This is a genomic window from Rhizobium sp. P44RR-XXIV, from assembly GCF_001999485.2.
Lineage (GTDB): Bacteria > Pseudomonadota > Alphaproteobacteria > Rhizobiales > Rhizobiaceae > Rhizobium.
In genome coordinates, this window is sequence record NZ_MPVZ02000028.1 from 252,058 (window position 1) to 268,445 (window position 16,388).

A 16,388-nucleotide genomic window follows, 5' to 3' on the forward strand; every position below is an offset into this window, starting at 1 on the left:
GTACGGGCGAGATATCTCTTCAAAGGAAAATTATATGGAGCACGCGAAGTTCTTTGCGGCTGTGCGTTTATCGTTGTTCGAAGGGAGGCTTTCGGCGACTCAAGTCAGGGGCATTGAGGCAATTCTCTGTGCGTGGAAGGTGCAGCCGTTCGATAGCCGTTGGTTGGCCTACATGCTGGCGACCGTTTATCACGAGACTGGCGGTACGATGTGCGCTGTCTCGGAAAATCTGAACTACTCGGTGGCTGGACTGCAGGCGACATTCCCCAAATACTTCACTGCTGCGCAGGCTGCTGTTTGTGCTCGTCAGCCGCCAAGAATAGCAAATCGCGCCTATGCAAATCGGATGGGCAATCGAGACGAGGCCAGTGGTGACGGATGGCGTTACCGTGGTCGCGGTTTGGTGCAGATAACCGGACGGGACAATTACGCGAAATACGGCATTGTTGACAATCCGGATATGGCAATTGATCCGGTCAAGGCCATCGAAATCCTTTTCGACGGCATGATCAATGGCCGTTTTACGGGCAAAAAGCTTGCCGACTATTTTAGCGCTACGGTGACCGACTGGATCGGCGCGCGAAAAATTATCAATGGCACGGATCGTGCAGCAGACATTGCCGGTTACGCCAAAAAATTTGCCGCGGTCGTTGAGGCGGCTCGGTGATTTCTTGCGGTGTGATTGAGCAGACTCTCTCGAGGTATCAAACCACCACTGGCGTCTGAATCCCGAGTGTCTTCACGCGATCTCCCCCTCATTACCCCTTCAATCGACATAGGCCGGCGTAAATCGTCGCCACCGCTTTGAGCCGGCAGCATACCTGTCAACGCCGGCTGACTGCGGGCGCTTTGCGACCCTTCCAAAAAGGAAAAAAGATGTTCAACACGAATATGTTACACAATGTTCTAAATGTTCTGATCACCTTGTCGGCGTTGTTGGTCGCCATTCTATTGGCAACCGGCTGCACTCAGCTGACTGACGGCATATTGGAATGTTCGCAATCTTTCATCGGTCCCGGTTACACCGCCGCTGCGGTCGCGGGCCTGAGTGCGTTGAAGATTGCTGTCAATATTATGCGGGACGGCGTTGCCGGATTGATCAAGCCTCAGCCGCCCGTTGGCAAATAGGGCCGATTGCTGCTGGATGTTTCGACCGAACAAGCATCCAATTTTCAGTCCACAAAAATTTGACCGAGAGAAGCAATGACGATTCACGAATTTCTGGATGCATTGGGCATCAAAGCCGGGGTCGTCATCGCCGGCCTTTCAGGCGGCATCCTGCGGGGCCTTTCCAGACGTCACTACACGACACGCGAAATTGTCGCCTCGCCGATCTGTGGGGCTCTGGCAGCGACTTATCTGACAGAGCCGGCACTTTTTTATCTGCGAGCCATTAATTGGCCTTTGCCTCAGGAAGATGTCGCCGCCATGAACGCTACAGCTTTTGTGGTGGGCGTGTGCGCCATGTGGATTGCCGATCTGGTTTTTGATGCCATTTCTCGATGGGTAAAAGGTGGCCGAGGAATGTCCTGATACCTCATCCACTCTTGGCGGATTTTCGTGCGAAGTCGGGCAGATCATGAAGGCAAATCTTCGATCTTGAGATTTCGCTTTTTTATTGGTTGCATTCGATTGGGCTTTTCCGTCCATATACAGGCATGCGGTATAGGGAGGAAAAGCCGAGATGACCCTGGTGGTTAAGTTCGCCGATCGTTTTGCTGTTTCGAGCTGGTCGTTGCATCGGGCGCTAGGCAGCACTTATCCCTATACGCCGGCAAACAACGCGCAGCCGAACCGTCAGCCGACTTACGGGGAGGGAAGCCTCGAATTGATGGATCTGCCGCGGCAATGCGCTGAACATGGCGTGTTTCGGCTAGAGATTTGCTCTTTCCATTTGCCGAGCCGCTCTCCCGACTATATCGGCGAATTTCGCAGAGCCGCACAAGAGGCTGGCGTGAAAATCCAAACGCTGCTGGTCGAAGATGGGGACCTTAGCGATCCGGATACCGCGCAGCGCGATGCTGAATGGATGGCGGGCTGGATCGATACAGCTGCGGCTCTTGGAGCCCAGAACATGCGTGTCATTGCCGGGAAAGCTCAGCCGACCGATATGGCCCTGACCCGGGCCGAAACTTATCTGCGCAAGCTCGCCGAACCTACCTCGGCGGCAGGTGTCCGTCTGGTTATAGAAAATTGGTTCGATCTGCTTCCTCGGCCTGCGGAAGTCAATCGTGTTCTCGATGCGCTGGACGGCAAAGTCGGGCTCAACGGTGATTTTGGAAATTGGGAGCGTGACGGCAAGTATGAAGACCTGGCAATGATCATGGCACGAGCTGAGCTCTGCCATGCGAAAGGACGTTATTCCGCTTCCGGTCTTGATGTGGACGACTATGTGCGCTGCGTCGAGCTGTCTGAGGCCGCGGGTTATCGCGGTCCTTTCACGCTCATCTATGATTCACGGTATCATGAAGATGAGTGGTCCGGGATTCTCGAAGAGCGGGCATGCATAGCGAGCGTTCTTGAGAGCAAGGAGAAGACCAGGCCGACCGCAGGCACCGCTTGACGAGCCTTTAGCGCTCCATCGCAATCTTCCACGGACAATAACGGGATTTCCCTGGCTAAACGCTAGTGAAATTCATAACTATGCAGGGCGCCAAGAAGCTGATCCTGTGTTTGGTAGCCCGCATTGTAAAGATTTATGGCCACATTGGCTGCGGACAGGCCCTCTTGGCTCTGCAATCTGATGCTGCGTTCGGCACACCAAGCGAAAAGGGCGCTTGCGAGAACATCGATGTCGTCAGGATAAAAAGGGGCGGTGACCATCATAGACATTCGCTACACCATTCTTGGTTGGGGCTTGGCTCGAGCCGGGGCAGGTATGGCGAACACTGCTTTTATTCTTGAAATTTGCAATCGCCTTCATCGCTGGACGTTAACGCCAGCCTGAGATGATACAGATCCCGTGTCTCTTAATGCGACATGGTTTCTTTATGGCACATTGCTGCTAGCCGCGATGCGTAGTGGCTGGGGGTGGAGGCGTAAATTTTTCTCTTGAATCATGCGGAGCCACAAACAGAAGAACGCCCAGCGTAAGTGCTAGCGCAACCATGAGAGACAATACAAATCTTGGCCCAGAAGGCATCATTGATGGGTTGGATGCGAAGCCTTCACAGCAGCTTCGATCAGCTCCTCCGCGTAGGAAAGTGCTGATGCGGTATCTTCGCCGTCCAGCTTCAACTCCGTACATTTGCGATGCATAGCTTTGCGGATTTGCACCAACAGCACTGCGTCGATATCGACCTCGCCTTCATCGAAGACATGGGTCAAGGCGGATTGCGCAACGATTTCAAGGACAGCGACACGACCCTCTATTTCGCCGAGAGATGGAATCGCGTTTCTCTTTACGTGATGCTTGCAGTCGCGATGGGTAGTAAGCATTTTGGGTGGCCTCCTTCACGAAAAGAGATAACCAACAAGAAGCGAAAAGGTTCAGCCGATTTCATAAAAAACTGCAGTTTTCCGCGGCGCCCTTTTACCATCGCTATTGGCAAACAACCTGCCGTCGTATGCCGATTATTTCATTGGGCAAAGGTTGGAGTCTCCCAATACATCCGCACAGCGGGGTGATCGGCGAAAATCATCATAATATAAAGTCCAGACCGTTGTGTCGGCGGCGCGATAGGGTCCAAATTTGAAGTATTGATTCTTGCCGAGCCCATGGTCGTTATGTCCAATGTGGCCGGATACCGTTACAATCCATTTATTATTTGCGAATATCTCGATATGGCCAGAGCCATCGGGCCCGGTTTACTGTAGATGGCGAAGTCAATCCAGCCTGAGCTGGGTTCTGGTAGTTTATTTCCTCGGTCTATTACAGTAATGGCACTCGTGCAGCCCGTAAATTCTTCGCCGTCACCCGCGCTCCAATTGTTGTCGGTGGCGACCAGCGCGCGCATCTGATTGGTTTCGGGACGAAACCAGACGGGCGTCTCGCTGTCGTTGCAGGCCTTGCTATTATTTTTGTCCTTGTTGGCGGCCGGAGCAACATAATTGGTTTCGACGGTGGCAAAGAGCTTGCCGTTGTTAAGCCGTAACGCCAGGAACGGGCTGAAATCACCTTTGGCTTTCGGCCCGATTTCCCGCTTCCATTGGGCAATAAGATAACGATGGTCTCCCGAAGGGATTGGGTCGGCAAATTTCACGGCAAAGCCGTACCAAACCCCTTGATTGTAGGGCACGCGATACTTGGTCCGTTCCCATATTTCCGCTCTCTCGCTGCAGTTCGCTTGGCCTGATGCGCAAAGTGGTTTGACGCTGAGTTTCAGTGCTCCGGTGCCCGAGCGTTTCACTTCTGACTGGAATTCGACCGTTCCAGCCTTCTGCTCGGAATTCTCACGATAATAAAGATGGCCAGAGGGTGCGAAGTCCTTGCCATCGAAGCTATCGCGCAGCACCAATTGGGCTGGGTCATCGGCCAAAGCTGGTGTCGCGGCGCATGTGCAAGCCAGGATGGCGGGCAGCGCGTATTTTGCCTTCATGCTGGGATATTCCTTTGGCGGGCTATTCGCAGAGCGTTATCAATGACCTGTTCGCTTCTCGCAGGCAAGCGCGGCTGTCATATTGCCTCTTTATGCATTCGTCTTAATCCTGGTCGCTTTTACGTCATCTCAAAATATTTATTCAACGAGCTATCATACCTGATAGCTCAGCTTTAACCGCCTGTTAGACGCTTTGAGGTTCATATCCCTGCGGAATGGGCTTTGGCTGCGGCTACCAGCGCCCCGGACATGATTGTTCGCCGCCGCAGCCCTATCGATGTTTCGATGTCGGTCATGAAAAACCGGCTAAGGGTCGCTGTTGGGGACTACCTTTGGCAAATGGAAACGCAGAGCTGGTCGGCAATAGGGCCGAGCCAAGACGAAATATCGTTATTCTGACGTCGCATGTATTTCTGCGCGGCTATCGCAAGGCATCAATCCACTTCATCGCATCCCGCTGGGCAGAGCAGGGGCATAACGTCCATTTTTTGACGATAGGTCACAGCTGGCTCACTCTGCTCAAGGATCGCCCGCGCTTTCGTGCCCTGTCGCAAGACCAGGGGAACCGCTTTCAGCCAATCAGCGCCAATTTGAACGCGGGTGCCTATCTTCCGCCCTTGCATGCGTTCAGCTCGAACAATCGTTTCCTGAATGCGGCAAATGCGGCATTGTTCTGGCTGTATGGCGGCTACCTCCCGAGCTTTGCCCGCCGCGCTATAGTCAAAGCGGATCTGGTGTTGATTGAAAGCGGCTCCGCACTCGCATTCTTTCGTCACATCAAGAGACTCAATTCGAAGGCGCGCACTCTATATTTTTGTCGTGACTTGCTGAAGAGCATCGGCGCCGCGCCGGCGCTCCAGAATATTCAGACGACTGAGATTGGGCGCTTCGATGCTGTTTGCGTTCCTTCGGAACGGCTGGGAGCTTTGCTTCCGCCAGGGGGGCACGTGAAAGTCATTCCACAAGGCGTTGATGCCGCTCTGTTTGATCGAGAGCAACCCTCCCCATATCAGCCCGGCAGCCGCAATGCCGTTTCCATCGGGAATATGCTTTTTGATCAGGCCTCGATTGCGGCAATGGCTGCCGCGGCCGCGGATGTGAATTTCCATGTATTCGGTGCGACGTGGAGCGGTTGGGCGCCACCAAATGTCATTATCTATGGCGAGAGAGACTTTGAAAGCATCATACCCTATCTACAGCATGCCGATTTCGGCATCGCCGCTTATCGTCTGAAGGCTGATGAAGTTTATCTCGCGGAATCGAGTTTGAAGCTGGCGCAGTATAGTTATTGCGGCCTCCCAATTCTGCTGCCTGATCTCGTACCTTTTGCCCGGGCCAACGGCATTTCTTATCGTCTCGATGGCGAGGATGCTTGGCGGGAGAAGATCGATGCGGCGCTGACGATGCAGCGTTCGCCGACGTTTCGAGATGGAATAATGACTTGGGATGAAGTCGCTCGACAGACGTTGGCGGTGGCTTTTGATGCGCCGTGACTGGCTCAGCCTGGTGCCAGGAAATTGAACAATCTGGTGGCGAAAAGGCGCAACACACCATTCAATTTTCCACCAACTGTATCCATCAGGATCTGTACGTCGTCAGGGCTTACCAAGCGCAGGAAGCGGATTGCTAACATATAGGCGATTGCTCCGGCGGGAACGGCGGTGGCGATCGCTGCTATCCCATCGAGATAGTAGATGCCGACGCTCGCAGCCGCTGCGCAAAGAAATGCAGCAAGCATCGTCTTCGCCAACGCCGTCATGGGAACCGCGACCTGGACATATTTCCAGGCGGTCCAGCCGAGTAGGGTGAAGGTCAGCGTCACAATCGTCGCGCGCGCAAGAGCGGCGCCCTCCAGGCCCACCCGCGGGACAAGAACCGCCAGCAACAATATCGTCAATATACCGCTGATGATCTGCACCCGCAGCAAAAGGCCGCTCCGGCCTGCCGCACCGATTACGCCCCAGGCAATAACAGACAGGCCCGCAAGCCAGACAAAGGCGAGCAGGGTGGCTGCAGCGGGTACTGCAGGCCCGAAGGCGTCGCCAAATATGAGAGGCAGGAGATCGGGCGTGATGGCGGCGCCGCCAAAGCTGATGGGCAGCATGATCAAGGCGACGATGCGAATAACGCGTCCATATGCAGCATTAAGCATGTGGCGATCGTTTTTTGCATGGGCTTCTGTGAAGTTGACGATCAGCGCGGGTGAAATCTGGAGCATGACCTGTTCGATCAAGCCAGCAAGGCCGAGGGCCGCCGCGAAGTATCCGATGCTGGTCGGGGATAGAAAGACGCCGAGAAACAGGAACTCGATACGCGAGAGAACCAGAATTTCGATAAGATCGCTCAACCATATATAGCGGCCATAATGCCGCATTTCCGGGGTCAAAGCCTGATGTAAAGGCTTGATGTTGCGATCGACATAGCCCCGCAATTTCAACGCCTGAGGCAGATAGCGGGCGATATATCCGATCAGGGCGCCGGTGGGGCCAAGCAACCAGGCTCCGACGAAAACCAGTGGTATCTGCAAGGCGCCGCCGAGAACAGTCGTACGAGCGGTCTGTCCGAACTGGTTTCTCCCACGTGCGATTGCCGTGGAAAAGACGTGAAATGCATAGCTTAGGAACAAAGACCCTGTGACGATCCAGAACCAGGCATGCCGCGCATCGCGTTGAACGTAGGTAATAGCGGCAAAGGCCAATATGGCTGCCGTTATCATCCCAACCGAAATCATGAAGCTGCGCAGTGCCGTGCGTACCAGTGCCTTCCATAGCTCGCCGTTACCCGAAAGGCCGCCTGTATTGCGCAGCAAGATCTGCGGCAACCCCATATCCGCCAATGCTGCGGCAGAGGTCGCGATCCATATCGCATAGGCGACTTTGCCCGAACCTGCTGGGCCGAGCAGGCGGGCGGCGATGACGCTGCTTGCGAAACCGGCCAACAACGAGATCGACGTCGCTGCCAGGCTGATCAGCGAACTTCTCAGAAGATTCGATGCAGATGCACTCATGGGACCCATCTTGAAGCCTGCCACATAACCTTGTGTTAAAGGGCGGCTGATAATTTTCACTTGCGCTCTAGTTGAGATTCAAGATGGCTGCCATGACAGATAGAAGCGGTGACAGGGATGGATTTCTCATTCCCGGATATCTGCAGAAGGGATTGCGCGAGCGGGCGCGCAATCTTCTATGGCGAGTCATGTCGCCGCTGCCGGATAGACCCTACTGCGCGCTGAAATACCGTGCGATCCGAGGCAGATTCCCCAATCTGACATCGCCCCAGACCCTTACCGAGAAGATCCAAGCCAGGAAGCTTTACGACCGCAATCCGCTCTTTCCGCGTTTCGTCGATAAGGCTGAGGCCAAAGTGCTGATCGCCGAAAGATTAGGGAGCCAGTATGTCATCCCGACGCTTTGGGTGGGCACGGATCTGGCCACAGTCGATTGGTCTACTATTTCTTTGCCGGCGGTTGTGAAGCCTACGCATGCGAGCGGGGTGGGGCGGTTTCTTTACGGAGAGGCCGATGTCGATCAGCTCCTTGAACACAATCCTTCAGCCAATTGGCTGGCAATCGACCACGCTTCCTACAATAGGGAGTGGGCTTACAGTGAAATCCAACCTCGGATTTTGATTGAAAGCATGCTGCTCGTTGATGGTCGTGTGCCCTGGGACTATCGGCTATTCACATTCAACGGCAAGGTTTCCCATATCGAGATCGACATACGCGAGAATGGTCGGGGCTATTCCTGCAATTATACGCCCGATTGGCAAAAGCTTCCGTTCTATGATCGGGACTATCTTGGCCTCTATCCCGGCGATGTCGCCCGCCCACCGCAGCTCGACGAGATGATCCGCATTGCTGAAGCTGTGGCCCATGATATCGATTTCGTTCGCGTCGATCTCTATGCGTCGGCGGAGTGGGTTCGCGTCGGTGAATTGACCTTTTACCCGGGTGGAGGTTTCGAAGCGCTTGAGCCGGAAGATTACGATCTATCGATCGGCCAGAAGTGGCAGCTTGGTTTCGAAATACCAAAGAGATAGGTGGACAAATCACTCTCTCCGCGTTTGATAGGCCGATCCAATTTTAGGAAAGGTTTTCCATGACGATCGACCAGGACCTCACTCGCATCGCGCTGCAAGAGGAGACGCTGCGCTTCGACGCCTTCGACCTCTCCACCGCCTGGGTACTCGGCAAATTGCTGCGTGATCTTGCCAGTGAGCGTAATCTGGGTGTCGCCATCGACATCACGCTACACTCCATGCCGGTTTTTTACATCGCCTTGCCCGGATCTACGCCCGACAATTCCAATTGGATACGCCGCAAGCGCAATATGGTGCTGCGCTATTTCCGCAGCAGCTATGCCAGCACCTTGCGGCTTGAGCAGCAGGGGAAGACCATTGAGCAGAACGGACTTTCCAGCTCCGATTACGCCGCATCCGGTGGCAGTTTCCCCATTTTCGTCAACGGCACCGGCTGCATCGGCGCCGTGACGGTTTCTGGCCTCCCTCAGCGTGAAGACCACAATCTTGTTGTCGAGGCGCTGGCGCTGACGCTCGGCCACGAACTTCACAACCTTAGCCTCTCGTAAGACAGGTCGCAGGCGGCTCCAAGCTTGAGGCGAGGCGCCGCCTGTAGTCTCAGATGTCGCCTCCCGCCTCTGCGATGACCTTGGTCAAGCTGCCGGTTGCCGGGAACAGGGGAATCAAGCAGGCCTGAAGCGCGTGGTAGATGTCACCCTTCCCGGGGAATAGCGTGTGAGCCGGAACGAGATCTTCCGTCAGTTCTTCATGCCATCCGCCATTGGTGCGATCGATGAAGGCCTGGCCGATCACACTCCAAATCTTGCGATAGCTTTCTTCGTGGAAATCGCTGGGAACGTGCTCATTGAGATAGTGAGCGGCACCCGCACCCTCGCAGGCCGGCCACCAGAGCTTGTTGCGCTTGGCGGCAACATCGTCCCAATCGAGAGTGTAGAAAAAGCCGCCTTTTTCATTGTCCCAGCCCAGAGCCATGGATTGCGAGAAGAGGCCCTTTGCGGCCTCTGGCATCCAGTCATGGCGTTTTCCGCCCAGTGACCAAAGCTGCAGGATGAGGCGAGCCCACTCCAGCCAATGGCCCGGCGTCGTACCGGATGGGCGGAACATCTCATTGCCGCGATAATTCTTGTCGAGCACCCAGTTGGTATTGAAGTGCTCTGCGACGCGCCAGCCGACCGAACCCGCCGAGCGGCGGATGACCAGATCGGCGATGCTTTCAGCCTTTTCGAGATAGGACTTATCTCCTGTCGCCTCGAAAGCGGCCATCAGAGCTTCCGTCAGGTGCATGTTGGAATTCTGGCCGCGATAGGTACCTCCATCGATCGGCGACCAATCCTGGTTGAATTCCTCGGCAATTGCGCCGTGTTTTTCCTCCCAGAACTTCGTATTCAGAATTTCAGTCACGTCGGCAAGCATGCCGTCAGCCAGAGGGTGGCCGATCGTCTTGGCGGAGGAGGCGGCAAGCAGCACGAATGCGTGACCATAGCCCTGCTTGCTGGAATCGACCGGACCATCATTGTTGAGCGACCAGACGTAGCCGCCATGCGTCGTATCGCGATGGTGGTTCCACAGATAGTTCATTCCGTGGTCGACAATCTCATTGGCGCCAGGGCGGCCGAGCAGCGATCCGATGGAGAAGCAATGCACCATACGAGCTGTCGAATGGATTCCGCGCACCGGATTGGTTGCATCGAGCGGCTTTCCGGCATCGTTCATATCGAAAAAACCGCCCTTGGGATTGACGGCGCGATACTGGAAGAAATCAAAAAGGGCGCTCGCCTGATCCAGCAGCCAGCGCCGGTGATAGGCGCGCGTATTCCAGTTTCCAAGCGTTGCCGGTTCAACCTGTATGTTCATGCCGTCCTCCTGGGATTCTTTTCCAAAAGCCGTATAGCGCCGGTCGAAAGCGCTGTCATGGCGTAATGGATGAAACTGTGTCGCTGTCCCTGCGTTGTCCATGGGCAACTGGCCATTCGTCCCGTTTGCATTTTCCGAAAAGGTTACAAACTATAGAAGCGGCGTGCTTGCGCTCCGTCTAACAAGAGCATAGATATGTTGACATAAAGATATCTTTATGTGATCTGGTTGCGGAGTCGCAATCAGGCCAGAGGAATTCGCTTATGTTAGACAATCTTTTTGGTCCCGAGACGGCGAAGCGTGATGGCAACGAAATATTCGCAGCTCTGCGAAAAGCGGCGAGCGAGCGGATTCTCGTGCTGGATGGCGCCATGGGTACGCAGATCCAGGGTCTCGGCTTCGATGAGGATCAGTTTCGCGGTCACCGCTTTATCGGCTGCGCCTGTCATCAGAAGGGTAACAACGACCTTCTTATCCTGACCCAGCCGGATGCGATCGAAGAAATCCATTACCGTTATGCCAAGGCTGGCGCCGATATTCTGGAAACCAACACCTTCTCGTCGACCAGCATCGCGCAGGCCGACTACGCGATGGAAGGTGCGGTTTACGATCTGAATAAAGAAGGCGCCGAGATCGTGCGTCGCGCCGCGATTCGTGCCGAGCGAGAAGACGGCAAGCGCCGCTTCGTTGCCGGCGCCATTGGTCCGACCAACCGCACAGCTTCGATCTCCCCTGACGTCAACAATCCCGGTTACCGCGCCGTCAGCTTTGACGATCTGCGGTTGGCCTATGGCGAGCAGATCGATGGCCTGATCGATGGCGGCGCCGACATCATCCTGATCGAGACGATTTTCGATACGCTCAACGCCAAGGCGGCTATCTTCGCCTGCGAGGAGCGCTTCGAGGCCAAGGGCATCCATTTGCCTGTCATGATTTCCGGCACGATCACGGATCTTTCCGGTCGGACATTGTCAGGACAGACGCCGTCGGCGTTCTGGAATTCCGTGCGCCATGCCAGCCCCTTTACCGTCGGCCTCAATTGCGCCCTCGGCGCCAATGCGATGCGGCCGCACCTGCAGGAACTTTCGGCCACTGCTGACACATTTATTTGTGCCTATCCGAATGCCGGTCTGCCGAACGAATTCGGTCAGTATGACGAAACGCCCGAGATGATGGCTGCGCAAGTCGAGGAGTTCGCCCGCGAAGGTCTCGTCAATATCGTCGGTGGCTGCTGCGGCTCGACGCCAGAGCACATTGCCGCGATCGCCGAGGCGGTATCGAAATATCCGCCGCGCCAGCTTGCCGAACACCGTCCCTTCATGTCGCTTTCGGGTCTCGAACCGTTCGAGCTGACCAAGGATATCCCTTTCGTCAACGTCGGTGAGCGCACCAACGTCACCGGCTCGGCTAAATTCCGCAAGCTGATCACCAATGCCGATTATACGGCTGCGCTCGCTGTTGCTCGCGACCAGGTCGAGAACGGTGCGCAAGTCATCGACATCAACATGGATGAAGGTCTGATCGATTCCGAAAGGGCGATGGTCGAGTTTTTGAACTTGATCGCTGCTGAACCCGACATAGCCCGCGTTCCCGTCATGATCGACAGCTCGAAATTCTCGATCATTGAGGCAGGCCTGAAATGCGTGCAGGGTAAGCCGATCGTCAATTCGATCTCGCTCAAGGAAGGCGAGGAGAATTTTCTCAAGCAAGCTCGCCTGATGCGCATGTACGGCGCCGCCGTCGTGGTGATGGCCTTCGATGAGCAGGGCCAAGCAGACAGCTATGAGCGCAAGGTCGAGATCTGCTCGCGTGCCTACAAGCTGTTGACGGAAACGGCGGGGCTGCAGCCCGAAGATATCATCTTCGATCCGAATATCTTCGCTGTCGCGACCGGCATCGAGGAACACAACAATTACGGCGTCGACTTCATCGAGGCGACGCGGACAATCCGCAAGACCATGCCTTTGGTTCATATCTCCGGTGGTGTCTCGAACCTGTCCTTCTCGTTCCGAGGCAATGAGCCGGTTCGCGAAGCGATGCATGCCGTATTCCTCTACCACGCCATTCAGGCGGGTATGGACATGGGCATCGTCAATGCTGGTCAGCTCGCCGTTTATGACAATATCGATCCCGAACTGCGGGAGGCCTGTGAGGACGTGGTCTTGAACCGCCGGCCGGATGGCACCGAGCGGTTGCTCGATATTGCCGAACGCTTCCGCGGTACCGGCAGCAAGGAAGCCAAAACGCAGGATCTTTCCTGGCGCGAATGGCCGGTCGCCAAGCGGCTGGAGCATGCGCTCGTCAACGGCATCACCGAATACATCGAGGCGGATACCGAAGAGGCGCGTCTAACGGTCGAACGACCCCTGCATGTTATCGAAGGACCGCTGATGGCCGGCATGAATGTCGTTGGCGATCTGTTCGGCTCGGGTAAGATGTTTCTGCCGCAGGTCGTCAAGTCCGCACGCGTCATGAAGCAGGCCGTCGCGGTACTGCTGCCCCACATGGAGGCGGAAAAGCTCGCTAATGGCGACAGCAGCGGACGTCAAGCTGCAGGCAAGGTGCTGATGGCGACCGTCAAGGGCGATGTGCACGATATCGGCAAGAACATCGTCGGCGTCGTGCTTGCCTGCAACAACTACGAGATCATCGATCTCGGCGTAATGGTGCCGGCGACGAAGATTCTCGAAACGGCAATTGCCGAGAAGGTGGATATTATCGGTCTCTCCGGCCTGATCACGCCTTCGCTGGATGAAATGGTGCATGTCGCTTCGGAAATGGAGCGGCAGGGCTTTGATATTCCATTGCTGATCGGCGGGGCGACGACCAGTCGCGTGCATACGGCCGTGAAGATCCATCCGCGTTACGAGAAGGGGCAGACGGTCTATGTGACCGACGCCAGCCGTGCTGTCGGCGTCGTCTCGGCGTTGCTCTCGCCCGAGGCGAGGCAGGGCTATGTCGATACCATCAGGGCAGAATATGCCAAGGTCGCGGCGGCTCACGCTCGCAGTGAGGCGGAGAAGGTGCGCCTGCCGATCGCACGAGCACGCGAAAATGCCCATAAGGTCGACTGGAAGGGCTACGAGCCGGTCAAGCCGCAGTTCTTTGGCACGAAGATATTCGAGAATTACGATCTGGCGGAGCTTGCCAAATATATCGACTGGACGCCGTTCTTCCAGACCTGGGAATTGAAGGGGCGCTTCCCGGCAATCCTTGAAGACGAGAAACAGGGTGAGGCGGCTCGGCAGCTGTATAGCGATGCTCAGGCAATGCTTGAAAAGATCACCGCAGAAAACTGGTTCCGTCCCCGCGCCGTTATCGGCTTCTGGCCGGCCGGTGCCGTTGGCGACGATATCAGGCTGTTTACGGATGAGGGCCGCTCGCAGGAGCTTGCGACTTTCTATACGCTGCGCCAGCAACTGTCGAAGCGGGATGGCCGCCCCAATGTCGCTCTGTCGGACTTCGTTGCACCGATCTCGAGCGGTGTAGGCGATTATGTCGGCGGCTTCGTGGTCACGGCTGGTATCGAGGAAGTGGCCATTGCCGAACGCTTCGAACGCGCCAATGACGACTATTCGTCTATCCTGGTGAAGGCGCTTGCCGATCGCTTTGCAGAAGCCTTCGCCGAGCGGATGCACGAGCGGGTGCGGCGTGAATTCTGGGGCTATGCCACGGAGGAAAACTTTTCCACCGAAGAGCTTGTTTCCGAAGCCTATGCCGGTATCCGTCCGGCGCCTGGCTATCCGGCCCAGCCCGATCACACGGAAAAGGAAACGCTTTTCCGGCTGCTGGATGCCGAAGAGGCTGCTGGCGTCAGGCTTACGGAGAGCTATGCGATGTGGCCCGGATCGTCCGTCTCGGGCATCTACATTGCCCATCCCGACTCCTACTATTTCGGCGTGGCCAAGGTCGAGCGCGATCAGGTCGAAGACTATGCGAGCCGCAAGAGCATGCCGGTCGAGGAAGTGGAGCGTTGGCTGGGTCCGGTGCTAAACTATGTGCCGGCCAAGGTCGAGGCGGTGGTCGACGACGCGGCGTAATAGCGAGTCGATTCAAGGCTTTGGAGCGTTTCGCTGAGAGGCGGATTCCTTATGCCGATATCGTCGCAGTTTGATTCATTCTGCGGCGATATCCATCTGATAATGAATGTAAGTTTCCCGCTTTGCTGGATGATGTTACGTCGCGCCGATCGTCAGTTCCGCGACGAAGTCGTAGGCGTCCCCCCGATAGAGCGATCTGGTGAATTCCACGGCCCGGCCCGAGCCGAGATAGGAAATGCGCTCGATCGAAAGACCGGCGGCTCCGACGGGAACGCCAAGCAGACCCGCATCCGATTCCTTCATGTTGGTTGCCGATATGCGCTGTACCGCCCGCACCGGGCGGACTTGCCGCTTTTCCAGTTCCGCATAAAGCGATGTCGTCACGATCGACGGATCCGGCAAAAACTCACCCGAGACGCTGGCATGTTCGATAGCCAACGGTTGGTCGTCGGCAATGCGCAGGCGACTCAGCCGCGACACCTTGGTGTCGGCGGCAAGGCCCAGGATCATCATCTCGTCGGGTGAGGGTGTATGGATGCCCTTGTGCAGCCATTCCGAACGCGCGGTCATCCCGCGTCGGGCCATATCTTCGGTGAATGAGGTGAGCTGTGATAGCCGCTGTTCGACTTTCGAGACCGGCTTTGTGACGAAGGTGCCGGATCCGTGGCGGCGCACCAGAATTCCCTCGGCGACGAGATCATCAATTGCCTTGCGCACGGTGACGCGGCTGACGGCGGCGAATTCGGCGATATCGCGCTCGGGCGGCAGAGCGTCGCCGTGCTTCAACCTTCCGACCTTTACGGCGTCCTCAAGTGTCCGTCGCAGTTTGACATAGAGCGGTCCCGTGCCGCCGCCCGACAGGCGTTCCGGCGAGAAGATGGCGCTCAGATCCTCGGTCATCCTCTATTTTCCTCCCCATCCCGCAGCAGTTTTGCCGCCAGTTCCACCGCTCCGCGTAGCACATCACCCCTGGGTTCGGCGAGAAGCGTCTTGTGGCGTGCGTCGAGCCAGGGACGATAGGCCTGGGCCATGCCGCCGAGAAGGCAGATCGAAGGGCATTCGGGCCAAAGCAGCGCATCCAGGCTTTCAGTTATCGCTTTGGCTGCCGTCCTGACGATCTCGACGGCGACTGCGTCATTCGCGCCGGCATGTTCGAACACCATCGGCGCATAGCGAGCAAAGTCTTTTGGCTTCGATGCGTGGGCAAATTCGACGATCTGCTCGGGGTCACCGCCATATTCGGCCATGACCGCATCTGTCAGCGGTGATCCCGCAATCACTCGATCATGTGCCAGAAGTGCGCGTTCGAGCAGATCGCGGCCGAGGCGGGCACCGCTTGCCTGATCCCCGACGACGAAGCCCCAGCCACCAATCCCCCAGATTCTATCTTTGTGACGAGCGTTGTAGACCGAGCCGGTGCCAAAGGCGCCGATGATTCCGTCAGCATCCCCAAGTGCGCCTTGAAGCGCGATAGTCGCATCAGTGACCACGCGCGAACTCGCGAAAGGAAGAGCGCTCTCCACCCGTTTTCCATAGTTGCCGACATTGGCGCCGGCCGTGCCGATCAATGCGGGTAATTCTTGAGCCAGTTCCGGATCCAGCCCCGCGCTTGCCAGTGCCTGGCGGGCAGATGCCACGATATTGATCAGGGAGTTTTCCAGGTCGGATAGAATGTTGGCAGCGCCGGCTTTGCCGGTGCCGAGAATTTGCCCCGCTCCATCAATTACGGCTGCGCGGCAGTTCGTTCCGCCTCCGTCGATGCCTATTGCAAACTGCCCCATCATGCCTCCGGATGCCGTCCATTCCCGCTTTTTTATACAATACCAAAAAAATACCATTTACCAATAGGCAATACGCTCATTTTTGCGCGCTGATATCGCTTTGAAATTTATGGATAAAATTTTTTTGCCTGCTCTTT

At 56.3% G+C, this 16,388-nt stretch carries 14 protein-coding genes and 1 pseudogene; 8 read left to right on the forward strand and 7 right to left on the reverse strand.

Features of this window, described 5'->3' with window-relative positions; genetic code table 11:
- Positions 1-34: 34 nt before the first annotated feature.
- The 4 genes from BSK43_RS18355 to BSK43_RS18370 all read left to right on the forward strand — a co-directional run bounded on the left by BSK43_RS18355 (position 35) and on the right by BSK43_RS18370 (position 2,563).
- Positions 35-667, forward strand: coding sequence for a hypothetical protein (locus BSK43_RS18355; RefSeq protein ID WP_077469163.1), 633 nt, complete (start codon positions 35-37; stop codon positions 665-667).
- A 209-nt stretch (positions 668-876) separates the two neighbouring features.
- Entirely contained in the window at positions 877-1,128 is a 252-nt protein-coding gene (locus BSK43_RS18360; protein ID WP_077469162.1) for a hypothetical protein, read from the forward strand.
- Between the two features lie 75 nt (positions 1,129-1,203).
- A complete protein-coding gene (locus tag BSK43_RS18365; protein WP_077469160.1) occupies positions 1,204-1,533 on the forward strand; it encodes a hypothetical protein in 330 nt (109 codons plus the stop codon).
- A 151-nt stretch (positions 1,534-1,684) separates the two neighbouring features.
- Entirely contained in the window at positions 1,685-2,563 is an 879-nt protein-coding gene (locus BSK43_RS18370; RefSeq protein ID WP_077469158.1) for a TIM barrel protein, read from the forward strand.
- Positions 2,564-2,625: 62 nt separating this feature from the next.
- On the opposite strand, the gene BSK43_RS18375 is transcribed toward BSK43_RS18370, so the two are convergent.
- The 3 genes and pseudogenes from BSK43_RS18375 to BSK43_RS18385 all read right to left on the reverse strand — a co-directional run bounded on the left by BSK43_RS18375 (position 2,626) and on the right by BSK43_RS18385 (position 4,538).
- Positions 2,626-2,832 (reverse strand): hypothetical protein, encoded by a 207-nt coding sequence (locus BSK43_RS18375; protein WP_077469156.1) that lies wholly within the window; start codon positions 2,830-2,832, stop codon positions 2,626-2,628.
- A gap of 309 nt (positions 2,833-3,141) precedes the next feature.
- Positions 3,142-3,438, reverse strand: a complete 297-nt coding sequence (locus tag BSK43_RS18380; RefSeq protein WP_068398236.1) for a hypothetical protein — start codon at positions 3,436-3,438, stop codon at positions 3,142-3,144.
- Positions 3,439-3,573: 135 nt separating this feature from the next.
- Positions 3,574-4,538: pseudogene (locus tag BSK43_RS18385) on the reverse strand (polysaccharide lyase).
- A 332-nt stretch (positions 4,539-4,870) separates the two neighbouring features.
- Between BSK43_RS18385 and BSK43_RS18390 the strand changes: the two are divergent.
- The gene (locus BSK43_RS18390) at positions 4,871-6,031 is read left to right on the forward strand and encodes a polysaccharide biosynthesis protein GumK (protein ID WP_077469154.1); all 1,161 of its coding nucleotides are present in this window, start codon (positions 4,871-4,873) and stop codon (positions 6,029-6,031) included.
- A 5-nt stretch (positions 6,032-6,036) separates the two neighbouring features.
- Here BSK43_RS18390 and BSK43_RS18395 read toward each other — a convergent pair whose 3' ends face one another.
- Positions 6,037-7,545: an oligosaccharide flippase family protein gene (locus tag BSK43_RS18395; RefSeq protein ID WP_077469380.1), complete on the reverse strand. Its 1,509-nt coding sequence runs from the start codon at positions 7,543-7,545 to the stop codon at positions 6,037-6,039.
- A gap of 92 nt (positions 7,546-7,637) precedes the next feature.
- Between BSK43_RS18395 and BSK43_RS18400 the strand changes: the two genes are divergently transcribed.
- Together BSK43_RS18400 and BSK43_RS18405 are read left to right on the forward strand one after the other, a co-directional pair.
- Positions 7,638-8,576, forward strand: a complete 939-nt coding sequence (locus BSK43_RS18400; RefSeq protein WP_077469379.1) for an ATP-grasp fold amidoligase family protein — start codon at positions 7,638-7,640, stop codon at positions 8,574-8,576.
- A gap of 59 nt (positions 8,577-8,635) precedes the next feature.
- The gene (locus tag BSK43_RS18405) at positions 8,636-9,124 is read left to right on the forward strand and encodes a heme-degrading domain-containing protein (RefSeq protein WP_077469152.1); all 489 of its coding nucleotides are present in this window, start codon (positions 8,636-8,638) and stop codon (positions 9,122-9,124) included.
- 49 nt (positions 9,125-9,173) lie between these two features.
- On the opposite strand, the gene BSK43_RS18410 is transcribed toward BSK43_RS18405, so the two are convergent.
- Positions 9,174-10,430, reverse strand: a complete 1,257-nt coding sequence (locus BSK43_RS18410; RefSeq protein WP_077469378.1) for an AGE family epimerase/isomerase — start codon at positions 10,428-10,430, stop codon at positions 9,174-9,176.
- 263 nt (positions 10,431-10,693) lie between these two features.
- Here BSK43_RS18410 and metH point away from each other — a divergent pair, with 263 nt between their 5' ends.
- On the forward strand, positions 10,694-14,470 hold the full coding sequence (gene metH, locus BSK43_RS18415) for a methionine synthase (protein WP_077469150.1): 3,777 nt from the start codon (positions 10,694-10,696) through the stop codon (positions 14,468-14,470).
- Between the two features lie 135 nt (positions 14,471-14,605).
- Here metH and BSK43_RS18420 read toward each other — a convergent pair whose 3' ends face one another.
- Positions 14,606-15,370, reverse strand: coding sequence for a GntR family transcriptional regulator (locus BSK43_RS18420; protein ID WP_077469148.1), 765 nt, complete (start codon positions 15,368-15,370; stop codon positions 14,606-14,608).
- On the reverse strand, positions 15,367-16,251 hold the full coding sequence (locus BSK43_RS18425; protein WP_077469146.1) for an N-acetylglucosamine kinase: 885 nt from the start codon (positions 16,249-16,251) through the stop codon (positions 15,367-15,369). The genes BSK43_RS18420 and BSK43_RS18425 overlap by 4 nt, the downstream gene beginning before the upstream one ends.
- Positions 16,252-16,388: the final 137 nt, after the last annotated feature.